The sequence below is a fragment of the Agriterribacter humi genome (genome assembly GCF_009192765.1).
Classification (GTDB): Bacteria; Bacteroidota; Bacteroidia; order Chitinophagales; family Chitinophagaceae; genus Agriterribacter; species Agriterribacter humi.
In genome coordinates this window covers 540607-562613 of sequence record NZ_VOHQ01000002.1, presented here as the reverse complement: position 1 = coordinate 562613, position 22007 = coordinate 540607, and the positions used below count along the sequence as shown (strand labels likewise).

Here is a 22007-nt window from a genome sequence, read left to right as displayed (position 1 = left end):
AATGTTGTTATCCTGGTTCTCCCCTCTCCCTCTTCCCTCTCACTTCTCACTTCTCACTTCTCACTTTTTCCCTCTCCCCTTTCACGCCCACTCTCTTTGCCCATGTTTGGTATTCGGCTATCATATCGTTAACCAATCCAGGTTTACCGGCCGCCAGGTTACTGGTTTCAGCAGGATCTTTTGACAGATCATAGAGCTCCCATGCAGGATCTTCCAGGTCACGCACTAATTTCAGGTTTCCTTTCCGGATTGCCTTATTGCCTTCGTGCTCCCAGTATAAGGTTCTGGGATTATTTTTTTTACCGCTCCATAACCCTAACAGACTTTCACCGGGAAGATCGTTTGCCGCAGTTCCAGCCAGTTCCAAAGCGGTGGGCAGCAAATCAATAACATGCGCCGGCCCATTAAGATATCCCGCTCCTGGTTGTATTTTTTTCGGCCACTGGATGATGCAGGGAGAAATCATTCCTCCTTCATGCATAAATCTTTTATATTTTTTAAATGGTGTATTCGATACATTGGCCCAGGGCATATCGTAAGTGAGATAAGATCCTTTTTCTCCAATTTTTTTTGTGGGGTCATTAAAATTCCGTTTGTCTACATTCTCAGCGCAACCACCATTATCAGAAATGAAAAGTATCAGTGTATTGTCGTACTGACCATTATTTTTTAGCGTCTGTATCAATCTACCGATATTCTGATCCATCCTGTCAATCATGGCAGCATATACAGCCATTTTGCGTGCCCATGTTTTTTTGTCTGCAACAGTGCTCCACTCGGGAATATCTCCGGGTCTTGACGTTAACGGGAACCGGTTATCAATCACTCCCATCTTCTGCATACGTGCGTAACGCTTTTTCCGCAGCACATCCCAACCCTGTAAATACATTTTTTCATATTTGGCAATATCAGATTCATAAGCATGTATGGGAAAATGCGGCGCTGTATACGCCAGGTACAAAAAGAAAGGATCAGCACCATGTTCTTTTTTATTTTCATCCAGAAATTGAATCGCATAATCCGTAAAGGCATCCGTCATATAAAAACCTGTATCGGGAATCGCATAGTCTTTATCATCCAGCACCACGCGCCGGATACCTTTTTCCTGTGGTATAATTTCATAATAACTTGATGCGCCTGATATCAATCCGAAATAACGTTGAAAGCCTCTTTTTAGCGGCCAATAATCCGGCTTTTCACCCACATGCCATTTGCCAGACATATACGTACGGTAGCCCGCTTTTTGCAAATCTTCTGCTATGGTAGGATACCGGTCGTTAAGGTAGCCCTGGTAGGCCCCCGGTGTAACTTTGGCATTGGGCTTGGTTACCATATGCCCCATCCCAACGGTATGCGGGTATTGCCCTGTTAGCAAAGAAGCCCTTGTTGGACAACAGCGGGCATTGTTATAAAAGTTGCGCAATTTAATTCCATTGGCTGCCAACCGGTCTATATTGGGCGTATGCACTTCTCCGCCATAACAACCAATATCAGAATAACCCATATCATCTGCCAGAATGTAAATGATATTGGGTCTTTGATCCGCCTTCTCTGCTGATCCCCCTGTTAATAAAATGGTACAAAAAACAATTGCCGGCAAAGCCAAAATAAAGGATACAGGATAAGCAGCACAGGCTTTTCTTGCTTGTCCGTCTTTTTGAACTATCATAATCTATTGTATTAATAAGGGCTGTGAGATCATATTATTCAGATCATTTAAATCGTTTCCCTTTTTTTGCTTTCTGTATTTTTTCCAGCAACGCATTCAGCTCTTTTACTTTTTCGGGATATTGGGTATACAGGTTATTGTCTTCATGAATATCTGTAGCCAGGTTGTACAATTGTGCCACAGGCCCGCCGGGCACAGGCTCCACAGCAGATGGAACGGTAAACCCGCCTGAACCCAGTTTAGTGATCAATTTCCACGATCCCTGCCGGATACTATAGGTTCCCTTAGAAGAAATATTTACAATTGCCGGTTGTTCTGCAATCGCTTCTGATTTTCCGGTAAGTACCGGCAAAATAGAATAACTGTCTTCAGTTTCAAATTCCGTTGCGTGTTGACCAATGAGACCGGCACAGGTAGCCATGAGGTTGGCAAGTGTGGTGGTAACAGTGCTTACTGTTCCGGCTTTTACTTTACCGGGATAACGTACAATAAAAGGCACCCTGTGTCCTCCTTCAAAAGCATCACCTTTCATTCCCCTGAATTCACCTGCCGCTTTATGATGAAACATTTCAACAAAATTATCGCGCCAGTACGGACCGTTATCACTGGAAAAAATGACAATAGTATTTTCCGAAAGTCCCATGCTGTCAAGGGTATGTAATACTTTGCCTACTGCATCGTCTACTTGCTGCACGTAATCGCCATATTCTCCCGCCTGCGATTTACCCCGGTAACCCTCTCCGGGCACCCAGGGCGTATGTGGCGCCGGCATTGGGAAATAAAGAAAGAAAGGATCTTTTGATCCCGCCTGTCGTTTAATAAAATCATTGGCTTTCCTGGTAAAAGCAGGAAGCACATCATAAAAATCAAACGAAGAGGACATTAAGCCTTCTCTCCAGAAAGGACCGGTATAGCCGGATTCCAGCTTGTTTCCTCTTGTATAACCTGTAAGAGATGCTGTTAACCTGTCGTTTTCCAGGTAGCAGTAAGGCGGCATATCCAGTGATGCAGGAAGTATATAGGAATAATCAAATCCCTGGGTTGCAGGGCCCTGCGCCGGAGCTTTGCTAAAATCTATATGATCAGGATTCATTTCACTTTTTATGCCATATAAATTGTTTTTGTTGAATGCGGGATTGATCGAATCCCTGAATGCCTCTTTGGGTACCCAGTCCAGTCCCAGGTGCCATTTACCCACTACAGCCGTACGATAAGATTTCGTTTTCAGGAGTGTAGCCACGGTAGGTTGATCTGCTTCAATCAGGGTTCTGCTATATCCCCGCAAAACACCCACCGGAAGCCGGCTGCGCCAGGGATACCTTCCTGTAAGCAGCGAATAACGGGAAGGGGTACATACAGAAGAGGTAGTATGGGCATCGGTAAAACGCATGCCCTGTTTTGCCAACCCGTCAATATGAGGCGTGGCTATTTTTGATTTCGGATTATAAATAGAAACATCACCATAACCCATATCATCTGCAAGGATATAAACGATATTGGGTAAAACACTTTTTTGCTGTGCATACAATCTGCCTGTTTGCATTAACGCCAGGAAGCAAATGCATACAAAGAAGAAACAAAATCTTCCAAAGACCTTATCTTTTTTCATGGCTGTGATTTATCTTTTTTCTCAATACCTTTTTTATACTGCATTACAAAGTTTTCACGCAACCCTTTAGGTAAGCGCACCCTGTCGCCTGTTCTTTGCATATAACCCGATAATTCGGCAATTAAATCATCCGCTGTTGCTGTAAAATTTTCATCAAACATCAGGTTCACTTTTTCCTGCGGATCTTTTACGGTATCGTATAATTCTACAAAAGCTTCATCTTTGAACATATCCACGATCAGCTTATAATTGTTCCTTATTACACAACGCTGTGGACCGCCCAATGATCCGTTACCATCGTACTGGATGAAAATTGAATTCCTGTCAAATGCTTTTCCTTCAAGAATCGGCATGAGCGAATGTCCATCTAATTTTTGCGGCGCCTGCAGGTTATTGTATTCCAGTAAAGTGGGCAGTACATCTACAAGACTTACCAGGGCACCGTATTCCTTAGCGGTGGTTTTAAAACTTTTGGGAAGCTTTACAACCAGCGGAACTTTGGCCGATTCTTCATACATACACATTTTTTGCCAGAGCGAATGACTGCCCAGCATTTCACCATGATCGGCAGTGAACACGATAATGGCTTTATCATACAGGCCTTCTTCTTTCAACGCATTGATCACACGGCCCACCTCATCATCTAATAATTTTACAAGTCCCAGGTACTTTGTCCAAATCTCAGCCCATTGTTGCCTGCTGTATCTTGAGCCTATGAATCCTGTAAGGTTATACATCTGCAGAGGCGACTGACCAAAATACCATTGGCCAACATTTTCCGGTAATGTAAAGTCTTTGGCAGTTACCATGGAATAATATGGCTCAGGAATGCTAAATGGAGGGTGAGGGGCCAGGAACATGGCATTTAACAGCAAGGGTTTTTTCTTATCCCTGTTTTTAATGGCCGCTATACTTTCTGAAGCGATATAGTGATCAAGAAAATAATCAATCCCATCTTTGTAAATATCAAAAACAGGTGTAGAATAAGATCGCAACCGGGTATGCGCACCCGAAACAATTTCAGGTGCATTGTCTTTAAATTGTTTGCCGCCGGGTTTGGTTTTATTATTAGCCTTTACCCAGTCGCTATATGTTTGTTGTGTAATCCATTTGGTTTTGCTTTTCGGATTCTTATCTATTTTTTCTTCGGTAAAAAAATGCTGCTTTCCTACATGGTAACTATCCCAATCCTTTTCCATAATGCTGTACAAATTGGGAATACCGGCTTTTGTGTTGCCAAACTTTTTATCTTCTTCCTCCCATGGATTGATCAGGGATCCGGTGCGGTTAGCATACAACCCGGTAAAGAAGGAAGCACGCGATGGCGCACAAAGCGGTACGGCACAATAAGCGCGGGTAAAATTAACGCCGTCTTTTTTTAAAGCATTTATATTGGGCGTTAATTCGCCTAATACATCTGAGCGAAGCTGATCGGCCATGATAATGATAACCGGTGTTAATTCTTTTTCCTGAGCAACTGAAAAAGCCGCACAACAGATGCTCAGCAGAAAGATGAAATACTTTTTCATATAGAATACAATTAATAGCGCTTTGCCAGTTCAGGGTTTACTTCGTTTATATAAGTCAATAGCCTGCGTTCCATTTCTTTTACCCTGGAAACCTCCCGGCTTGAAAGATCGTTGATTTCACCGGGGTCTTTGCTGATATTATACAGTTCTGTTTTATTTGTTTTCCAGAATTTTATCAGCTTGTAATCGCCGGCAATGATTGCCGAATGCGGATAGCTGTTGTTGTCACGATGAAAGAAAAAATCATTGGAAAGGCGGGTTATTGTACCTTTTCCTCCATGCTTTAATACAGACACCAGGCTTGCCCCATCAATAGTACCCCCCGGTTTTTTTGTATTACCGGCCAATTCATTAAATGTGGGCAGCAGGTCCCATCCTGCTACCGGAATATCCGATTGTACACCTGCTTTTATACCAGGTCCTTTTGCAATGAAAGGCACACGGATTCCGCCTTCATACAAAGTCCATTTGCCTCCCCTGAGTGGAAAGTTTGTCATAGGCGACTGGAAAGAAGAAGGCGGGTCAAGGCGGTTACGTACCGGTGGAATAAATTCAACGGCGCCATTATCCGCCATCAGGAAGATGTAGGTATTGTTGGCAATTCCCAAATGTTCTACCATGTTCAACAGTTCACCGACACTTGCATCCAGGTCATAGATCATCGCAGCCCATGCGGGATTGTTATGCTTTAAACCAGGTTTTTTTGATTTGAATTTTTCATAGCTGGATTGTTTTGATTCAAAATTTACATGCGTGGCATAATGCGATACCTGGAGGTAAAACGGATGTTTTGTTTTTACCTGCTCCTGCATAAACCGAACAGAGCGGGCCGTTATACTATCCATTTGTTTGGGGTTGCCGGTAATATAATGTTTGGTCCATTTTTCATTTTTGTCTTTAACAAGATCGCCGGTTTTATTACCCGTGTCGCCATCGCTTTCATCGTAACCCAGTTGGGCCGGTGTTATTTTCGCACGCAGATCCCACTTGCCAAAATGAGCGGCTCTGTATTGGCTGTCAAATGCTTTTAATACGGCGGGAATAGATTGGTGAGCAATATCACGAACAAGTCCGGGAAACGATTCATCGCCCTGGCGAATGGAGGTTTGTCCAAACTGTATGCTTCTTCTGCTTGGCGAGCAAATGGGGTCTGGCGCATAGCCCCTTGTAAAACGCATACTTTGCGCCATCAGCCTGTCAATATTGGGCGTTTCATAATAATCACTTTTTGAAGCGGAAATGCGATCATCCATTTTTGCAGAGAAACAACTCCAGCCCAGGTCATCTGTCAGTATTAAAATAATATTGGGATGCTGAGTGCTTTGAGCAAACGATGATTGAATAAAAGCGACAACGATAAAAACCCGGCAAAACAGGCTCTTAGTTATCCATTCTGTCATTTTTTTTCTTTTCATTTTTTTTCTGTTGTATACAATACATGCATGTGGTATCAATTGTTTCTATTCATAAATGCAGGATTGTATTTTCCTCTTTCTTTAAATCCTTCAAACGGTCGCATCAGCCCAAACCGCGGGTAGCTGTCAAAAATATCGCCATTACCTGTCATCCGCGGATCACCCTGCTCTATCAATTTTTTTTCGAGTTCATTTTTTAATTGGGTGCGTATAGCCTGCATATCTGCCGATGAAGAAAGATCGTGCAAACAATAAGGATCGGTTTCAATATCATACAATTCGCTGTGGCCTCTTTTTTCAAATCCAAGACTAAAAAGTTCGGGTAATTTAGATTGGCTGTTTACCATAAATGCTTTGGTGGGCGAGTCATCAATGTCTTCATATCCCAAAAGAATGGGCTTCATATTTGCATTATCGGAAATTGAAACTTGTTGCAGTGGCGCCGGATCTCCAATTGGCCACCTGTTTGGTTTAAAATTTTCGATATAGAGATATTTGCGGGTGCGGATAGCCCTTGCAGGATAACCAACATTATCTGGCCGCGCATGTGAATGCCGTTCCCTTCCGGCTAATATGTATTGATCGGCGGGACTAATTTTCCCGGTATCTGAAAGCGTTAATATGGGCATCAATGTTTTTCCGGTAATACCCCCAAATTGCTTCGCACCCGCGATGTCTAAGAATGTTGGCGCCAGGTCAATGAGGCTCACCAGGTCATCTGCTGTACGTTGTTCTCCTTTTACTATTGGGCCGCATATAGCCAATGGCACATGAATACCATATTCCTGCAGGTTGGCTTTGGCATAAGGAAAAGGCATTCCATTATCGGCAGTAACAACAATAATAGTATGCTCCAGTTCTCCTGCTTCTGCCAGCAGTTGTAACATTTTGCCCAATTGCTTATCGAACCATTCAATTTCAAGCGCATAATCGAGCATATCATTTTTCACCAATTGATTATTGGGCAGGAATGGGGGCACGATGAGCCCCTCATCCGTAAGTCCTGCCGCTGCGCCTGAACCTTCTTCATAATTTCTGTGCGGTTCATTTGCGCCATACCAAAAGAAGAAAGGTTTATCCGATGGTTTTTCAGAGAGAAATATTTTAAAGTTGGCTGCATAATCCGTTTTGCTGATTCCTTTCGTGGGCAAACTGCTGAGCAGTTTTGCATTATAGGCCGGTCCAACGGGGTTGCGGGTCCAGCCTGCATTTGCAAAATTTCCCGGCGCCCATGCCTTGCCGGTATACCCGATAAAATAACCTTCATTTTCAAGCACATCAGTAAACACCGGGAATTTCTTAGGAAAAAAACTGGCATGTGTTCCGGCTTCTTCCAATTGCCATATATGCCTCCCGGTAAGAATAGCCGCACGGGAAGGGCTGCATTGAGGCGCGGCAACAAATGCGTTATTGAATAATATCCCGCTTGCCGCAATGCTATCAAACACGGGTGTACGAAAGGTTTTTTGTCCGTAAGCTGACGCATGCGGGTAAGACTGATCATCGGAGATGGCAAACAAAATATTGAACGGCTTTACAGGCTTTTTCCCACCCTGCGCCACAAGGGTATGCTGCCGGCATACAATAAGCATTGTTGCAAAAAAATAAAAAAGCGTCCATATTTTTTTCATGTCCGATAAATTATTTAACACGCTGCAAAACCCTTTACCTGATTGGAGATACGGGTTCATCACCCATTTCAGCATATCTTATTTTTCCATTCACCAGCTCCACCAGCTTTGAGTTCCCCGGTTGCTTTCCATTATACTGTTGCCCCTGAAATTGAATAGCATTGCCATAAGCTGCAAAAGCAACATTATCTTCTACCGATCGCACCTGTAACTGCGGGGGCAAATCGTACGATAAAGCGGCCTCAATTTCCCAGCCCGCAATGGTTAGTTTGATCGTTCCCGTTAGTTTACCTGTTTCTTTAAACGGAAGTATTTTGCCATCTGCGGAAACCTGTATAACGGATAAAAAACGGATCTTCCGGGCTTGGGTTTTGTTTATGGCTTTCAAATGCCATTGGGTATCTGCAAAATTTTTCGGTTTCCTGCCGGGATAATCCCTGAAGCTAACAGCAGGAACATCAAACTTATTGGTCAGTTGCCACGTATATGGCTGGGAGCTCCATAGCTTACCTACACCTTTCGCGTTTTCGATAACAGATGTAAATGTATTTTGCACCGGATCGAGTTTCATATCTTCTATGCTGTGGATCAGCCACGACCATGAAGCAGCAGACGCTGCTTCCAGCTCATCATAAATAATAATTATTCCGGGTTTCAGCAAAACAATATGCCTCAGGAATTTTTGCACTCCATGATCTTCTTTTGTTTCCGCACTTTGGTACGCATGCGAAGCATCCCCTTTAATATATGCCAATTGCCTGCCCTGCAAAAAGCGGCTGAAATTACCATGCGCTTCCGCACTGTAAGGCTGACCTTCTCCGTTGATCAATACGCCGTTTTGACTTTTGGTATGTTTGCTCCATCCCAGCCGGTGCGGATCATCCATCGCTACTTTATAACCGGTGCGATAGAATAATCTTTTGCCTCCATATAAAATATTAAAAGTATTTTGATCGGCGAGTATATGCCCGTAAGCTCCAAAGGGGCTTGAGCGCATGGCAATCATAACATCTTTTTGAGTATTGGCAGGATCTGTATGTAAAGATGCAACGCCCGTTTCTTTTGCTACATGCATCATGGGAAAATCGGGTGTGGCTTTTTCAACCGCAACGGGCAACTTATCTTCATTAATAAGCCTGAACCATCTTAATATGGGTTCCCTGGCGAGATCTGTTTTATGGTATTGTTGTAATTGACGGGCATACCACTCAAATTTCGGATTTTGCGTAAGCCTGGCCATTTCAGTTGCGAACGCTGCATAGGATGCAGGTGGTTCAAACAATCCTTCAGTATTATCGCCATAGCCATCGGCAGAGGAGCCCGCAGGGAACTGGTAAATTAAGTTATCGGCCCCGTTTGTATACCAGGGGTGTGCATTAATAAAATCAAAACCGGTATACGCTTTTATTTTGGATGGAATTTCTATCAGGGTTTCCATATTCATAGTGAAATAGGAAGCGCCTTCGGCCCAGCCTCCGTCTAATCCACCTAATACGGGCGATCTTGCCAGAAATAATTCATATGCATAGGAAAGCCAGTCAGCAGCCTCCGGTTCGTGTTTGTAAAGCGCAACAGATGTTTTAAAAAATTCATTTAATAACAATTGCCAAACATGACCGCTCAATACTTTTGATTCAATATTGTTCACCCAGCTTTTATAAAACCCTCCGGCCCTTTTTGTGATGGCTGCCAGCAGGATGCTTTTTTGTTCTGCACTGAGCTGATCATAAAAGGTATCAAAAACAAGCGCCATATCGTACATGCATATCCCGTCTGTAAAATCACTGAAACCGGAAATTCCCTTTGGATCCCAACGGGCAACCTCCATCGCAATATCAATTGACTTTGCTGCATATCGCCTGTTCCCTGTAAGCAGGTAGGCCTGGCATAACGACAACACCATTTTATGCATCCTGTGACCTAACGCCACTATCCCGTCTTGTTTAATTTTTTTATCCTGCTTTTCATTGGTCCCTTTTACACCCAGGCTTGCATCCGCTTCAGTAAGTATTTTCTCTGTAACTGCTTTTTCTGCATCTGCAATTATTACCAGCGCATCTGCTTTTTTAGATAATGCAGTTATGTTTTCATGGGGATCATCAAGCAATATCCTGGGATGTGCTTCCGGAATTTTTGCCAGAAAACCGATGGCTTCCGGAGAAACCATTGGCAGGGCATTTGCGGAAACTGTAAAATGTTGCACAGGAGACCATGTTTTACCTGACAAGCGGTATTTCCAAAACCATTTACCCGGCTCCAATGCTTTATGAGTGTTGAAAATAGCACCGTTTAATCCTGATGCAGCAATAGTTGAGGTTGCCGGGAAAGCACTATCCCGGGAAAGCTGAATATCGTATTTTACCTGTTTTCCTTTTTGATACGGCCACCGCAGGATGGGAGGATTGAACACCGTCTCTGTGCCATTAGCCGGTACCGTTATTTCAAGAAACCTGGTGTATACAGCCTTTTCCTGTGCACTGCATAGCATGGTAACCAGGAAAAACAGGCAACTACAAAAAAGTTTTCGTCTATGCATAATGATTACCAGTCATGTTTATTATAAAATGAAATATTTCTTGCCACGAATGAGTATTTGTGCCTGCCCGTCCGGTCAGGCGGGCATTCGTGGCAGTATTTATAATTATGCTTAACTTAACACCATCTGTAATAATTATTATTGGTATCTGTTACTGAATATTAATTCTCTTTGAATACAATTTTTCTCCGTCCACTCCGTAGTGCGTAAAAACAATTTCCGGCCGGGCTTCATTCGGCTTAACCTCCACGCCTAGAAATCCGCCAACAATATTTAAATAATGATGTTCAGGCAGTACATCTTCTTTATTCCATCCGCTGGCGTGCTCATTACTGGCAGGGCCACAACTAAACTCCATTAGCCCGGTGGTCTTATCCTGCGAAACGTATTGCCAGTGCCTGTCGCCACAAATAATGAAAGTGTTGGGGTGAGTTGTCACAAATTCCCTGATCATCTTTCCTTCGTATGCAAACCCGATATTGGCATGGTTATCTTTTTTTTGCGGCCGGTCGGGCCCAACAATGGGAGTTGGACTGATCAAAATTTTACAGTCAGCATCCGATTCACTGAAGGTTCGCTTAAACCATTCCATCTGCGCTTTGCCCCATATTGATTTTTGGGGACCATCCTGCATAGCATTTGCTGATCTGTACTCACGAACCTCCATGAGCCACACCTGCAGCGCTTTGCCCCACCGGAATGTGCGGTAAGGCTTGTCGCTCATAGGAACCTGTTGTTTGAAAAGCTGTACGCCCTGCTGAAAGGTAAACTGGCCCATGAATTTATTTTTTGACTCCGGGTAGCAATCATTCATCCAGGTATCATGGTCGTCTTTCATAAAGTAGCAGGGCGTGTTTCTATAAAAATGTACGGCATTAGCCAACCCGAACATCCGTTGCCAGGACCATTTGGCCAATGGCAGGCTTTTGGCCACATGATCATAATAAAGTACATCGCCGGTATGCACCAAAAAATCGGGATGCATCGCCTGCATGTGTTTATAAATCTTAAAACCCCTGCCGGAAGGATCATCCTGGTGATTGTATTCGTGGCAGGTAGTAACCATAAACTGTACATCATACGGCTGTTCAGCATTCCAGGATGTTTTAAATCTACCTTTTATGGATGCGGATTTGGTTTTATTGCCAATGGCTTTTGCTTCTGCTTCAATTTCATATTCAGCACCTGGTTCGAGGTCAATCAAACTGATGTGTATTGAATAATCCGCCTGTTCCTCTACTGCAACCCAATTCGTGTTATTCCATTTGGAAGCTCCCATTTTTTTATACAGTAATCTTACTTCACCATTTGATCCGGGCGCCGCTCCTCCAATGTTTGTAATATTGTAACCATCCGGAAACACTACTTTTACTTCCCTGTCCGGCCTGTCTTGTTTATATTTCTCTTTAAAATATTTCTGGGGATGCCAGTCGCCTGTTGTCTCATCAAAATAAGTAACGTGCGGAACGGGAGATTGCCTGCTGACAGGCTGCCTGCTGCCGGTTAAACGAAGCCATATTATTGCTGAAGAAGCGGTAACCTCGCCTATTTTAATTCCCGTTGAAAAGAATGGGCCTTCACTGATTTCAATCTCTTTAAACTGTTTAATAACAGGCAATAAACCACCCAAACCTGCCGATGTTTGATAAATAAATTTTCTTCGTTTCATTTTAAAAAACATTTGTTATAATTCCGATCAAAGCCGCTATACAAAAAAACATTCTATCCCGCGTTTTAACCTACCATTTTTACATCTGTCTTTGGAGGGCTGGATCCTCTTACGATAATAGTCGGGCTTATGATTGTTCCAATGGGTTTATTTTGCTCCCTGTCATTATTGATCATATGCAACAGGATCTCAATAGAATGCGTTGCTATTTCATCAATGGGTTGTGCAGCTACCGTTATAGAAGGCGTAAGCAGCCTGAAAATATCATTATCATCGAAACAAACAACCGCGATATCTGAAGGTATTTTTAAGTTATTTCGTTGCAGCGCTTCTATACCAAATACGCCCAGATAATTGGTAGCAAAAAACAAGGCGTCAAGATCCGGATTACCGGTAATAAAATCCTTAATAGCATTTATGATATGTTCATTTGTTTCTCCGAAGGGAATTTCCAGCATTGCCTGTTCGGTCATAGTTATATGAGCATCTTTCAAAGCATCCACCACGCCCTTTTTACGGTCCACCATCTGCGACATGTCGCTGATAATTGAAATAAATCCAATTTTAGAATACCCGTTTCGCAGCAAATGTTTCGTTAATTCAACAGCACCGTGGTAATTATCCAGTATCACGTAACTGGCTTTAATTCCTGGCACCAGCCTGTCTATTAATACAAATGGAATATTTTCCCTTTTTAATTTTATCATTTCACTTCTCAATCCCTTCGTAGCGGTAATTACAAAACCATCAACAGAGCTGTTTTTCATTTTAGCGATCAGGTCCCTGGCTGTATTAAAATTGTTTTCCGTGCTGCTAAAGAATATGTTGTACCCGTTTTTATGGGCTTCCCGTTCTATGATCTTTGCAACGCTTCCAAAAAAATAATTACTGATATCTTCCACAATGAGTCCAATGGTTTTTGATTTACCTGTTCTGAGCATCCTGGCCACACTATTGGGTTTAAATCCCCGTTTTTCTATCAGGTTTTTTACTTTTTTGACCGTTGCTGCGCTGATGTTCTTCTGCTCACTTTTTCCGTTAACAACAAACGAAACGGTAGTAATGGATATATTGAGTTCCCTGGCAATATCCTTCATTGAAATTTTTTTACTACCGTTTTTCATATTATAATACTTTAAAAAGGTCTGCAATAAATACCTGTCGCTTTCCGTCGGGTGCACCATTAAAACATACCTGGCTGTAATTTCTGTTCCAGGCCGGGTGGGGATCAAGCTTATGCTGGCTTCCGCCAGAAAGTTTATCACCCGGCAATGCCTGTCTGACACCTCCGCCAACATCAGTAGGAATGGTACATAATATCAGCTCCCTGTCGCTCCGGAGATCAACCAGGCGAATGGCGATTTCACCGTCAGGCGCTTTTACATACGTTTGTTTTGGATAGGCATCTGCCAATAAATATTTTCCGCCTGCTGCCACGCTGGGATGCCCGCTTCCCATATGTTTTTCAGACAATATCTTAAAATCGGTTCCATCAAAACGAAAACTACAGAACAACATATCTTTAAACCCGAGCCATGAGGGTACACAATTCATTATAACATGTTCGCCATCGGGATGCCAGTTGGGATGATTGCCCGACCCGCCCAATCGCGCCACCTGGTTCCATTTTTCTGCGGTCAGGCATTGCCGTAATCTGCTGCCATCCGTATTCATGCTGAACAAAGAAGCGTTTCTTCCTTTATTGTTTACCTGTGCCCTGAAAACCTGTAGTATCCTCGTATTTTGTTTGTTGAATTTTGAGTGAAATAAATACCCGGTACTACCCGCATATTTTTCTTCGTCCTGCGCCACTTCAAAGAACTGCTGCATAGGCACAAGCAATTTTTTTTCATTTTTTACGAGGTCTGTTTTCCACAGGCCTTCCCGCCCCATGTCATCTTTTGTAAAAGGAAACGGTGCACCGGCAGGACCGTCAGGTACGGCATACCCGTACTGATGGATATTCATGTTGAGCAGGTTGGGGCTGATGACGGATCTTTCATCCGGCGATATATCGTATTTAGCACCTGCATAGGCTTTCACAACACTTTGCTCCAGGTCTATTCTTACGCAAACAGGTTGCCCGTCAATTATATCGTTTGTATAAAGGAACCGGTCGTTGCTGTTGCCCCATTGAACGTTTGCCCCCAATTGAAATCCCCATGCTTTTGTTTGGTAAACCGTTTTAATTCTTTGCTGTTTCAAATCAATAACACACACTTCGGCTATATCGCCCCACTGCGGCTTTTTACCCTGGTATGGAAATTTGGTAACGGCTAAAAAATTACCGGAAGGGCTCCAGGGACATACATCATAAAAGGTATGCAGGTAAAAGCCATCACCTGGCGTAACCCGGGTAACCGGAACGGCAGATTGGCCTTCGCGGAAAGATTTAAAATCATAGTGCTTCCAGTTACCGGGATCAAAAGAAGTTGCCCATACCCCTGGCGACAGGCATGTGGCTGCAATACCTGCTGAAGTGTTGTATATGAAACGCCGCCTGTTCATTACTGGTTACTGCTATTATTTATTTTGATGATGACATGGAAGGCGGCGCCATATTCAAATTGCTTCCCCACGATTTTTTGGGTTGTTCACCCATTTGTAAAATCAGTTGCCCGCCTTTTACCAGCGTATCATGGAAAAACCATGGCTGGTTCAATGCTTTTCCATTCAGCATTGCCGATTGTATATAAAAGTTTTTAGCGCCATTGTTTTTTGCTGTTATTACAAATTTTTTCCCGGGGTAATAAGCCGGATCGAGGTGAATGGTGATCTTATCGAAAATGGGGCTGCTGATTTCGTAAAATGGTTTTTGCGATGTGCCGCCATTTGTTGAAAACAAACCTATTTTCATTAAAACAGCAAGCGATCCCATGAGCCCCTGGTCTTCATCGCCGCTATATCCTTTTTGTGGCGAAATTCCGCTGTACACACTGTCAATCAATTGCCGTGTCCAGTACTGGGTGAGCCAGGGCTTCCCTGCATAATTGAATAAAAAAGGCGTTTCCATACAGGGCTGATTGCCGTAATTGAGATACACCCTTCTCAGCATCTTCTGATCAGCAGGGTTTTCTGATTTACCAGAAACAAATCCATGCGCCTTTGCTTTTGCAAATGATTCATTCAGCTTTTTTGTAAATGGTTCAGCGCCGCCCATCAGGTCAATCAATCCTTTTACATCGTGTGGCACAAACCAGGTATACTGTGCGGCGTTGCCTTCCACCCATCCATGTTCATACTGAAGAATATCAACAGGACTTGCCCATTTGCCGGTCTGGTCTTTAACCCACATCCAGCCAATCTCCTTATTAAAGATATTTTTGTAATTGTTCGCCCGCTTGCTGAATAAAAGATAATCTTCCTTCTTTCCCAATGCATTTGCCATTTGTGCCAGCGCATAATCCTGGTAAGCATATTCCAATGTTTGCGCAGCGCCGTCCTGGTGGTAACCGTATTTTATTGTATCCAGCGGGTAGGGCACATAACCCTGCCGTATATACGCTTCAATACCGCCGCCTTTAAAGGTATGGTGTTCATAACCTGCCTTACTCATCATGCCACCGGGAAAATGGTCTTTGCGCATTCCTTCATATGCTTTGGCGATGTTAAACCCGCGGATGCCTTTCATGTAAGCGCTTACAATAAAAGGCGTTACCGCGGCGCCCGTCATTACATAAGTATAATTGCCACCTGAAGGACCGCGTGGAATTAAACCTCCATCGCTGTACATTTGCAAAAATGAATTGATAAAAGATTCCGTTACCCCGGGATATACAAGATGCCAGAGTGTGTTGAGCGACCATTGCGCACCCCAGAATGAATCTGAATTGTACATATGAAAAGCAGGTTTCCCCTTTGCATTAAGAGGTACCCTCCGTACTGTTGGTTTTGCACCGGTATTGTCAATATAAGTTCCGCTAACATCGCTCACAATACGTCTTCCCTGTAATGCATGCCACAGATCGGTATAAAATCGCCGTTGTTCAGTAAGGGTGCCGCCTTCCACTTCTATCCTGCCTAACCATTCATTCCATTCATTGGCAGATTCTTTTACAATGCGGTCAAAATCCCAATGCGGTAATTCGGTCATCAAATTATTTTTTGCTTCCGCTATACTCACATAGGAAATGGCTATTTTCATTTTCCTCGTTTCATTGGTACTTGTTGTAAAGCCGAGATACACGCCGGTATGCGCTCCCTCAACGCTGTTCTGTACAGGTATGATCTCACCATTTTGCCAACCGCCAAAAATGGCAAAGGGCTTATCGAGCTCAGCTATAAAATAAATGGTTATTGGCTTAGGCCTTCTTACGGTAGCCGCCATTGTTACGGAACCTTCTATTGCATGATCATTCACTCTCTTTACACTGGCGCTTTGTGTGGCGGAGGACCCCAGTACTGTAGTAAAGTCGAAGAGAATATTGGCCGAATCGGTTTTTGGAAAAGTATACCGGTGAAATCCAACTCTTGCAGTGGATGTTAATTCTGCTGTAATGCCATAATCTTTCAATACCACTTTATGATAACCGGGCCTGGCAATTTCCTGTTCATGAGAATAGGAAGAACCATATGCCGATGGTCCTGATTGTCCTTTAAGAATGCCGGTGGTGGGCAGCACCGGAATGCCCGACATCTCCCAGCAATGAATATGACTAAAGCATTTTATCGTGTCTTCATTATAACGGTAACCCGTATTCCAGGTACCGTCCAACGTCATATCAGGGCTCAGGTTCACCATTCCAAAGGGCCGTGACGCAGAGCTAAAATAAAAAAAACGTGAATGGGCTGCATCTACCATGGGTTCTACCAGGTCTGTTTTTTGCACGTTATTATTTACCTGGGAAAAAGCTTCAGCAATGGTGAACAGGAAAAAAAAGGTAAAAAGTATACATTTATTAAAGTACATCATCATTCACTTTAATACAAACAAAAAAATAAAAGAGTTTGTTCAGCATAGTATGATCCACCTGACCAAACTCTTTTCATTATTTATTTTTTAATAGCCGGTGTTCTGGCTCATGGCAGGAAAAGACAGGTCTATTTCATTTTGAGGAATTGGCCTCAAATAATGTATCTCCTTAATGGAATTGCTTTTTGCTGCCCAGGGATTATATTTTAAAACCCTTTCAATTAATTTGCCTGTTCTTTTTAAATCGTACCATCTTACATATTCCCCCAGCAGTTCCCTTGCTCTTTCATCCAGTATCATATCAATGGAAATATTGCCGGCGGTTGCCCGGTACGAAACCGCATCAAGTGATTGAATATTTTCAGGGAATGCTGCACATTGCGGATCTAGTCCGGCATTAGTACCCAATGCACGATCCAATACCTTATTGTAATATACTTCTGCCCCGCCCAGTTTTCCACCGGTAGCGCCTTTTACAATGGCTTCGGCTGCGATTAAATATGCTTCGGCAGACCGGAAGATCACTTCGTCAAATGTACCTCCCGCATCGCCATAGGGAATATTGGGTTGCCAGAATTTCCACATATTGGGTTCCCCGGAAGGAAACCCACTTGCTCCAACGCCATCAATAATATTATATCCTCCTCCCCATTCATCGCCATTAATAACAGAATATTTCCTTGATCCCCCCATGTCAACGCCCCTTTCATCTAACGCGGTGGCAGGATCATTCCACGGACGGAAATACACCACAGTATCACCTGCGTTAATGTCAATTTTCAGATTAGGATTTACCAATGGCAGTGGTTTAAAATCCTTCACGTCCTGTAAGGCATAGCCAACTTCCAGGAAGTTATGGTCGTAACGGGAGTCAATTGCCGGGTCGTACATCCTGAATATAGCAGGGCCCAAAGGGTAAATAGGCTGAGAGCGATTATAATCGCTGGTTCTTCCTTTGGTGCCGGGAAATCCTTCACCGTTACCGCCAAAAACAGAATGTAAATTATTACCCCCGGCGGCATCCTGGCCAAACGCGGCATCTGTTTTATTGGTAATGATGTCCGGGTTATACTGTACTGCAAAAACGATTTCAGGGTTTTTATCATTTTGTGCGCCTGTATACTGGTTCAGCGGATTTTCTGAACGAACAGGGAAGAGGTCTTTGTAATTTGCCGCCAACGGATAAGCATCAATAATTTTATCAGCATATTGAAGTGCCAGAGTAAAATCGGCATTGGATCCGCCCAAAGCATTATTGAAGTTCCAGCCACGGGTTAAATATACACGCGACAATAAAAACCGGGCAGCGCCTTTTGTAACTCTTCCATAGTGGGACGCAACATCCGGAAGTTTGGATTCAGCATCCACCAGGTCAGAAATGATTTGGCTATACACATCTGCTGAAGGAACCCTTATGGCCTCCTTGCTTGCACTTTGGGTTTCTGTTAATGGCATGGGAACATCACCCCATTGCTGCACCAGGTAAAAAAGAACCAAAGCCCTTAAAAACCTGGCTTCCGAAACCCTTGCAGCTTTCAGGGCTTCATCCATGGTAGTAATGTCTTCCGAACGGCTGATGGCTGTGTTTACCCTGCCAAGCTCGGCATACAGCAAGGTCCAAAGGGCCTGCAAATCGCCCAAAGAAGCATTCATTCCGGCATCGTACTGATGCAATGCACCTGCATTTGCCGGCGCTGTTGAAAATTTTGGATCGCCATAACCACCGGGAGCAAAAATGTCGGTACCATTTAAAACAAGCTGGCGCGACTGGTAGATATTTCTAAGCAAAGGATAACATGCTTTCACCAGGTCTTCAAATCCTGCTTCTGTTTTGTAATACACATCGGTAGTGAGGTTAGAAACCGGGTTTTCCTCCAAAAAAGATTTTTTACACCCAATCGCAAACATGCCGATAACAGCAATAGACAGCGTTGCGAACCGTATATTTATTATTGATTTCATTGTGGATCGTTTTAATAAAATTTATAAACTGATATTTAATCCTGCGGTATAAATTACTGACGGCACATCGTCCTGGTAAATAGCCGAATTGAACTCGGGATCAAACCCGATATAGTCAGTAAATATAAAAGGATTAGAAACCTGGACATAGAAGCGGGCATGGGAAATCCCCAAACGATCCAGTTGCCTTTTGGGTAACGTATACCCTAAAGTAATATCAGAAATTCTTAAAAAACTGGCATCCTGGTAAAAAATGGCACTCCTGTACGGGTTGGCAACAAAAGGTGAATAATAGGTGTTGGATGGATTATCTTTTGTCCAGTAATCCAACCCGGCCAATGAATTGTACCTTGAACCATTTTCGCCAAAAGTTCCTGCCAGGGTACTATTCCTGTATGTTGTGCCATTGCGGTAATAAATGAAGAAAGAAAGATCAATATCTTGGTATTTGAACCGGTTGGTAACACCCAGAATCCAATTGGGTAATTCTGTGCCGAGCACAACCCTGTCATCAATTTCATCGGATGAAGATATCTTGCCATCCTTGTTTTGATCTACCACCTTTACGGAGCCGGGAACCTGTCCAAAACTTTTAGCGGCGTTAGAATCAGGAAGCTGCCATATGCCATCGAACTGGTAATCGAAATTTGCCCTGATAGGATGACCTGCAAAAAGTTTGTTTCCTTTATCTTCTCTCTGTCCGTCGCCATACAGTTCAAGCAGCTTGTTATTGTTTTTGGTAAAGGCGAAAGTGGTATTCCAGCTAAAATCATTCTTTACAATATTAACTGTATTTAAAGTTATCTCAACACCTTTATTCTCAATTTCGCCTATGTTGGCAACTACCTGGCTAAAGCCGGATACCGTAGGTATTTTTTGATTGAGAATCAAATCAACCGTTTTTCTTTTGTACAATTCAACAGAAGCTGAAATGCGGTTATTTAGTATTCCAAAGTCTAAACCAAGGTTAAGTTCCTTACTTCTTTCCCATCTCAGGTCCTTATTAGCCAAATTTTCCGGGGCAAACCCATTGGCTGCAGTGCCGTCAAAATCATACCCGGTATTTAATAAGTTGGCCTGTGTACTGTAAGGTTCTACAACTGAATTGCCTACTTCGCCATAGCTCACCCGTAATTTAAGGTTAGAAAATGCATTGAGGTTTTCAATAAACTTTTCTTCATCTAATCTCCATGCTACAGCTACTGAAGGAAAAAACGCCCATTTATTTCCTTCAGCAAGTTGTGAAGCGCCATCTGAACGGCCTGTTACGGTCAATAAATATTTATCGTTGAATGTATAATTAATTCTTCCCATAAAAGAAAGCAGCGAACGCTCGGTAAGAGAACTTCCCTGGTTGGTAATTGTTCCTGTATTTAAAGCGTACCAGTAAGATGTATAAGGCAGGTCCTTTACAGCGATGGTTGATGTTTCATTTCTTTGATAAAAGGCGCTTTGCAGTCCGGTAAACGCGATGTTGTGTTTGCCAAATTCTTTTTTATAGTTAAGGATATTATCAATGGTATAATTGCCGGTTATCCTGTTATCGAGTTGAGTTCGTGGAAGTTTTCCGATCTGTGATTTTCCCCATTGCCCTCTCCAGTCACCTATTCTTTGCGTATTGTAAGATCCCGAAAGCGAAGAGCGAAAAGTCAATCCTTCAAACAATGCTATTTCAACGTAGGTATTGGCCATAATTGATGCAGTGGTCGTTTGAAACTTAGAGGTTGTTTTATCAATATCGTTCAACGGATTGGGTACCTGCTTGTCATTTATACCCATCCAGTACGCATATCCGTTTATACTAAAATCAGAATTTTGACTTGGATTGGTAAGATCTGAAAAATAAGCAGTGCCTGTCGGCCTTGCTCTGAAGGCGCCTCTTAATGATTCCAGGGAACCCCAGTTCTGGTCGCTGTAAGTAAGGTAAGAAGTAAACCCAACTTTAATACGCTCACCCAGTTTACTGTCTAAACCCGCATTAAGGTTATAACGCTTGTACCCTGTGTAACGCACGTTGCCTTCTTCATTCAGATATCCTGTAGAAAAACGATAAACAGTCTTGTCATTTCCACCGGAAACACTGATGTTATGGCTGGTTTGAATACCGGGGTCCGTAATTAAATCGGCCCAATCAGTGGTTTTACCGGCATCAATATTTTCCTGTTCAGCAATGGTAAATACAACACCCGGAAGTCCCGCAGCAATCCTGTCGGTATAATTTAATTTATAGAACTCTGTGCTGGTGCGCAATTTAGGCACATGGGCCAGTTGCTTCACGCCCACATAGCCATCATAGCTCACTTTCGGTTTTCCTGCAACGCCTTTTTTTGTAGTAATAATTACAACACCATTTGCTCCGCGGGCGCCGTAAATGGAAGTAGAGGAAGCGTCTTTGAGCACATCCATTGATTGTATATCATTAGGATTAAGGGTATTAATATCGCCACCCATTAAACCATCAATTACGATCAGTGGTTGTGTAGAATTATTGATGGTGTTTTCTCCCCTGATCGTAATACTGTAAGGCGCTCCCGGCCGGTTACTGGCCTTGGTTACAGTAGCTCCTGCAACCTGCCCCTGTATTGCCTTGGCCGCCAGTACAGGATTGGCCCGCACAATGTCTTTCGATTGCACCAGCGAAATGGCTCCCGTTAAATCACGCTTTTTTTGTTCTCCGTATCCAACCACTACTACCTCGTCCAAAGCCGTGGATCCGGTGATCATACGAATAACAAGATTGGTTTGACCGGTAACAGTAATATCCTGGCTTACATACCCAAGAGCAGTAACAACGAGGATGGCGGTACCATTTGCGGGGATCGCAATAGCAAACTGTCCATCATCACCTGCAATGACTCCTTTGCCTGTGCCTTTAACTGTAATACTGGCTCCTGAAATTGCGGTACTGTTCTCATTGTTTAGCACCCGGCCTGTAAGCTCACGGGTTTGCGCCCAGGCTGTGCCTGCTAAAATGCAGCACAGGGAGGATAGAAGAAGAAACTTTTTCATAATGGGTTATTTTGGTTTGAAATCGTTAGGAGTAATAACGAGCATTAAAAAGAGGCATCGCTATCC

At 43.2% G+C, this 22007-nt stretch carries 12 protein-coding genes; all 12 read right to left on the bottom strand.

Features of this window, described 5'->3' with window-relative positions:
* Nucleotides 1-46: 46 nt before the first annotated feature.
* Nucleotides 47-1669, bottom strand: coding sequence for an arylsulfatase (locus FRX45_RS05400; RefSeq protein ID WP_152267371.1), 1623 nt, complete (start codon nt 1667-1669; stop codon nt 47-49).
* A 43-nt stretch (nt 1670-1712) separates the two neighbouring features.
* Nucleotides 1713-3278 carry a sulfatase family protein gene (locus tag FRX45_RS05395; RefSeq protein WP_152267370.1) on the bottom strand — a complete coding sequence of 522 codons (1566 nt, stop codon included), beginning with the start codon at nt 3276-3278 and terminating at the stop codon, nt 1713-1715.
* Nucleotides 3275-4807 carry a sulfatase family protein gene (locus FRX45_RS05390; protein ID WP_152267369.1) on the bottom strand — a complete coding sequence of 511 codons (1533 nt, stop codon included), beginning with the start codon at nt 4805-4807 and terminating at the stop codon, nt 3275-3277. Before FRX45_RS05390 ends, FRX45_RS05395 begins: the two co-directional genes overlap by 4 nt.
* Nucleotides 4808-4818: 11 nt before the next feature.
* The gene (locus FRX45_RS05385; RefSeq protein WP_152267368.1) at nt 4819-6222 is read right to left on the bottom strand and encodes a sulfatase; all 1404 of its coding nucleotides are present in this window, start codon (nt 6220-6222) and stop codon (nt 4819-4821) included.
* 35 nt (nt 6223-6257) lie between these two features.
* A complete protein-coding gene (locus FRX45_RS05380) occupies nt 6258-7853 on the bottom strand; it encodes a sulfatase family protein (protein WP_193311595.1) in 1596 nt (531 codons plus the stop codon).
* 34 nt (nt 7854-7887) lie between these two features.
* Nucleotides 7888-10389, bottom strand: coding sequence for a DUF4962 domain-containing protein (locus FRX45_RS05375; protein ID WP_152267366.1), 2502 nt, complete (start codon nt 10387-10389; stop codon nt 7888-7890).
* Between the two features lie 151 nt (nt 10390-10540).
* Nucleotides 10541-12058 (bottom strand): alkaline phosphatase D family protein, encoded by a 1518-nt coding sequence (locus tag FRX45_RS05370; protein WP_193311594.1) that lies wholly within the window; start codon nt 12056-12058, stop codon nt 10541-10543.
* A gap of 65 nt (nt 12059-12123) precedes the next feature.
* Complete coding sequence (locus FRX45_RS05365) at nt 12124-13182, bottom strand: LacI family DNA-binding transcriptional regulator (protein ID WP_193311593.1); 1059 nt, start codon at nt 13180-13182, stop codon at nt 12124-12126.
* Between the two features lies 1 nt (nt 13183).
* Nucleotides 13184-14566, bottom strand: coding sequence for a TolB-like translocation protein (locus tag FRX45_RS23200; RefSeq protein ID WP_193311592.1), 1383 nt, complete (start codon nt 14564-14566; stop codon nt 13184-13186).
* Between the two features lie 19 nt (nt 14567-14585).
* Nucleotides 14586-16973 carry a GH92 family glycosyl hydrolase gene (locus tag FRX45_RS05360; protein WP_226804986.1) on the bottom strand — a complete coding sequence of 796 codons (2388 nt, stop codon included), beginning with the start codon at nt 16971-16973 and terminating at the stop codon, nt 14586-14588.
* 84 nt (nt 16974-17057) lie between these two features.
* Nucleotides 17058-18932 carry a RagB/SusD family nutrient uptake outer membrane protein gene (locus FRX45_RS05355; RefSeq protein ID WP_152267363.1) on the bottom strand — a complete coding sequence of 625 codons (1875 nt, stop codon included), beginning with the start codon at nt 18930-18932 and terminating at the stop codon, nt 17058-17060.
* A gap of 21 nt (nt 18933-18953) precedes the next feature.
* On the bottom strand, nt 18954-21941 hold the full coding sequence (locus tag FRX45_RS05350; protein ID WP_152267362.1) for a SusC/RagA family TonB-linked outer membrane protein: 2988 nt from the start codon (nt 21939-21941) through the stop codon (nt 18954-18956).
* Nucleotides 21942-22007 lie beyond the last annotated feature (66 nt).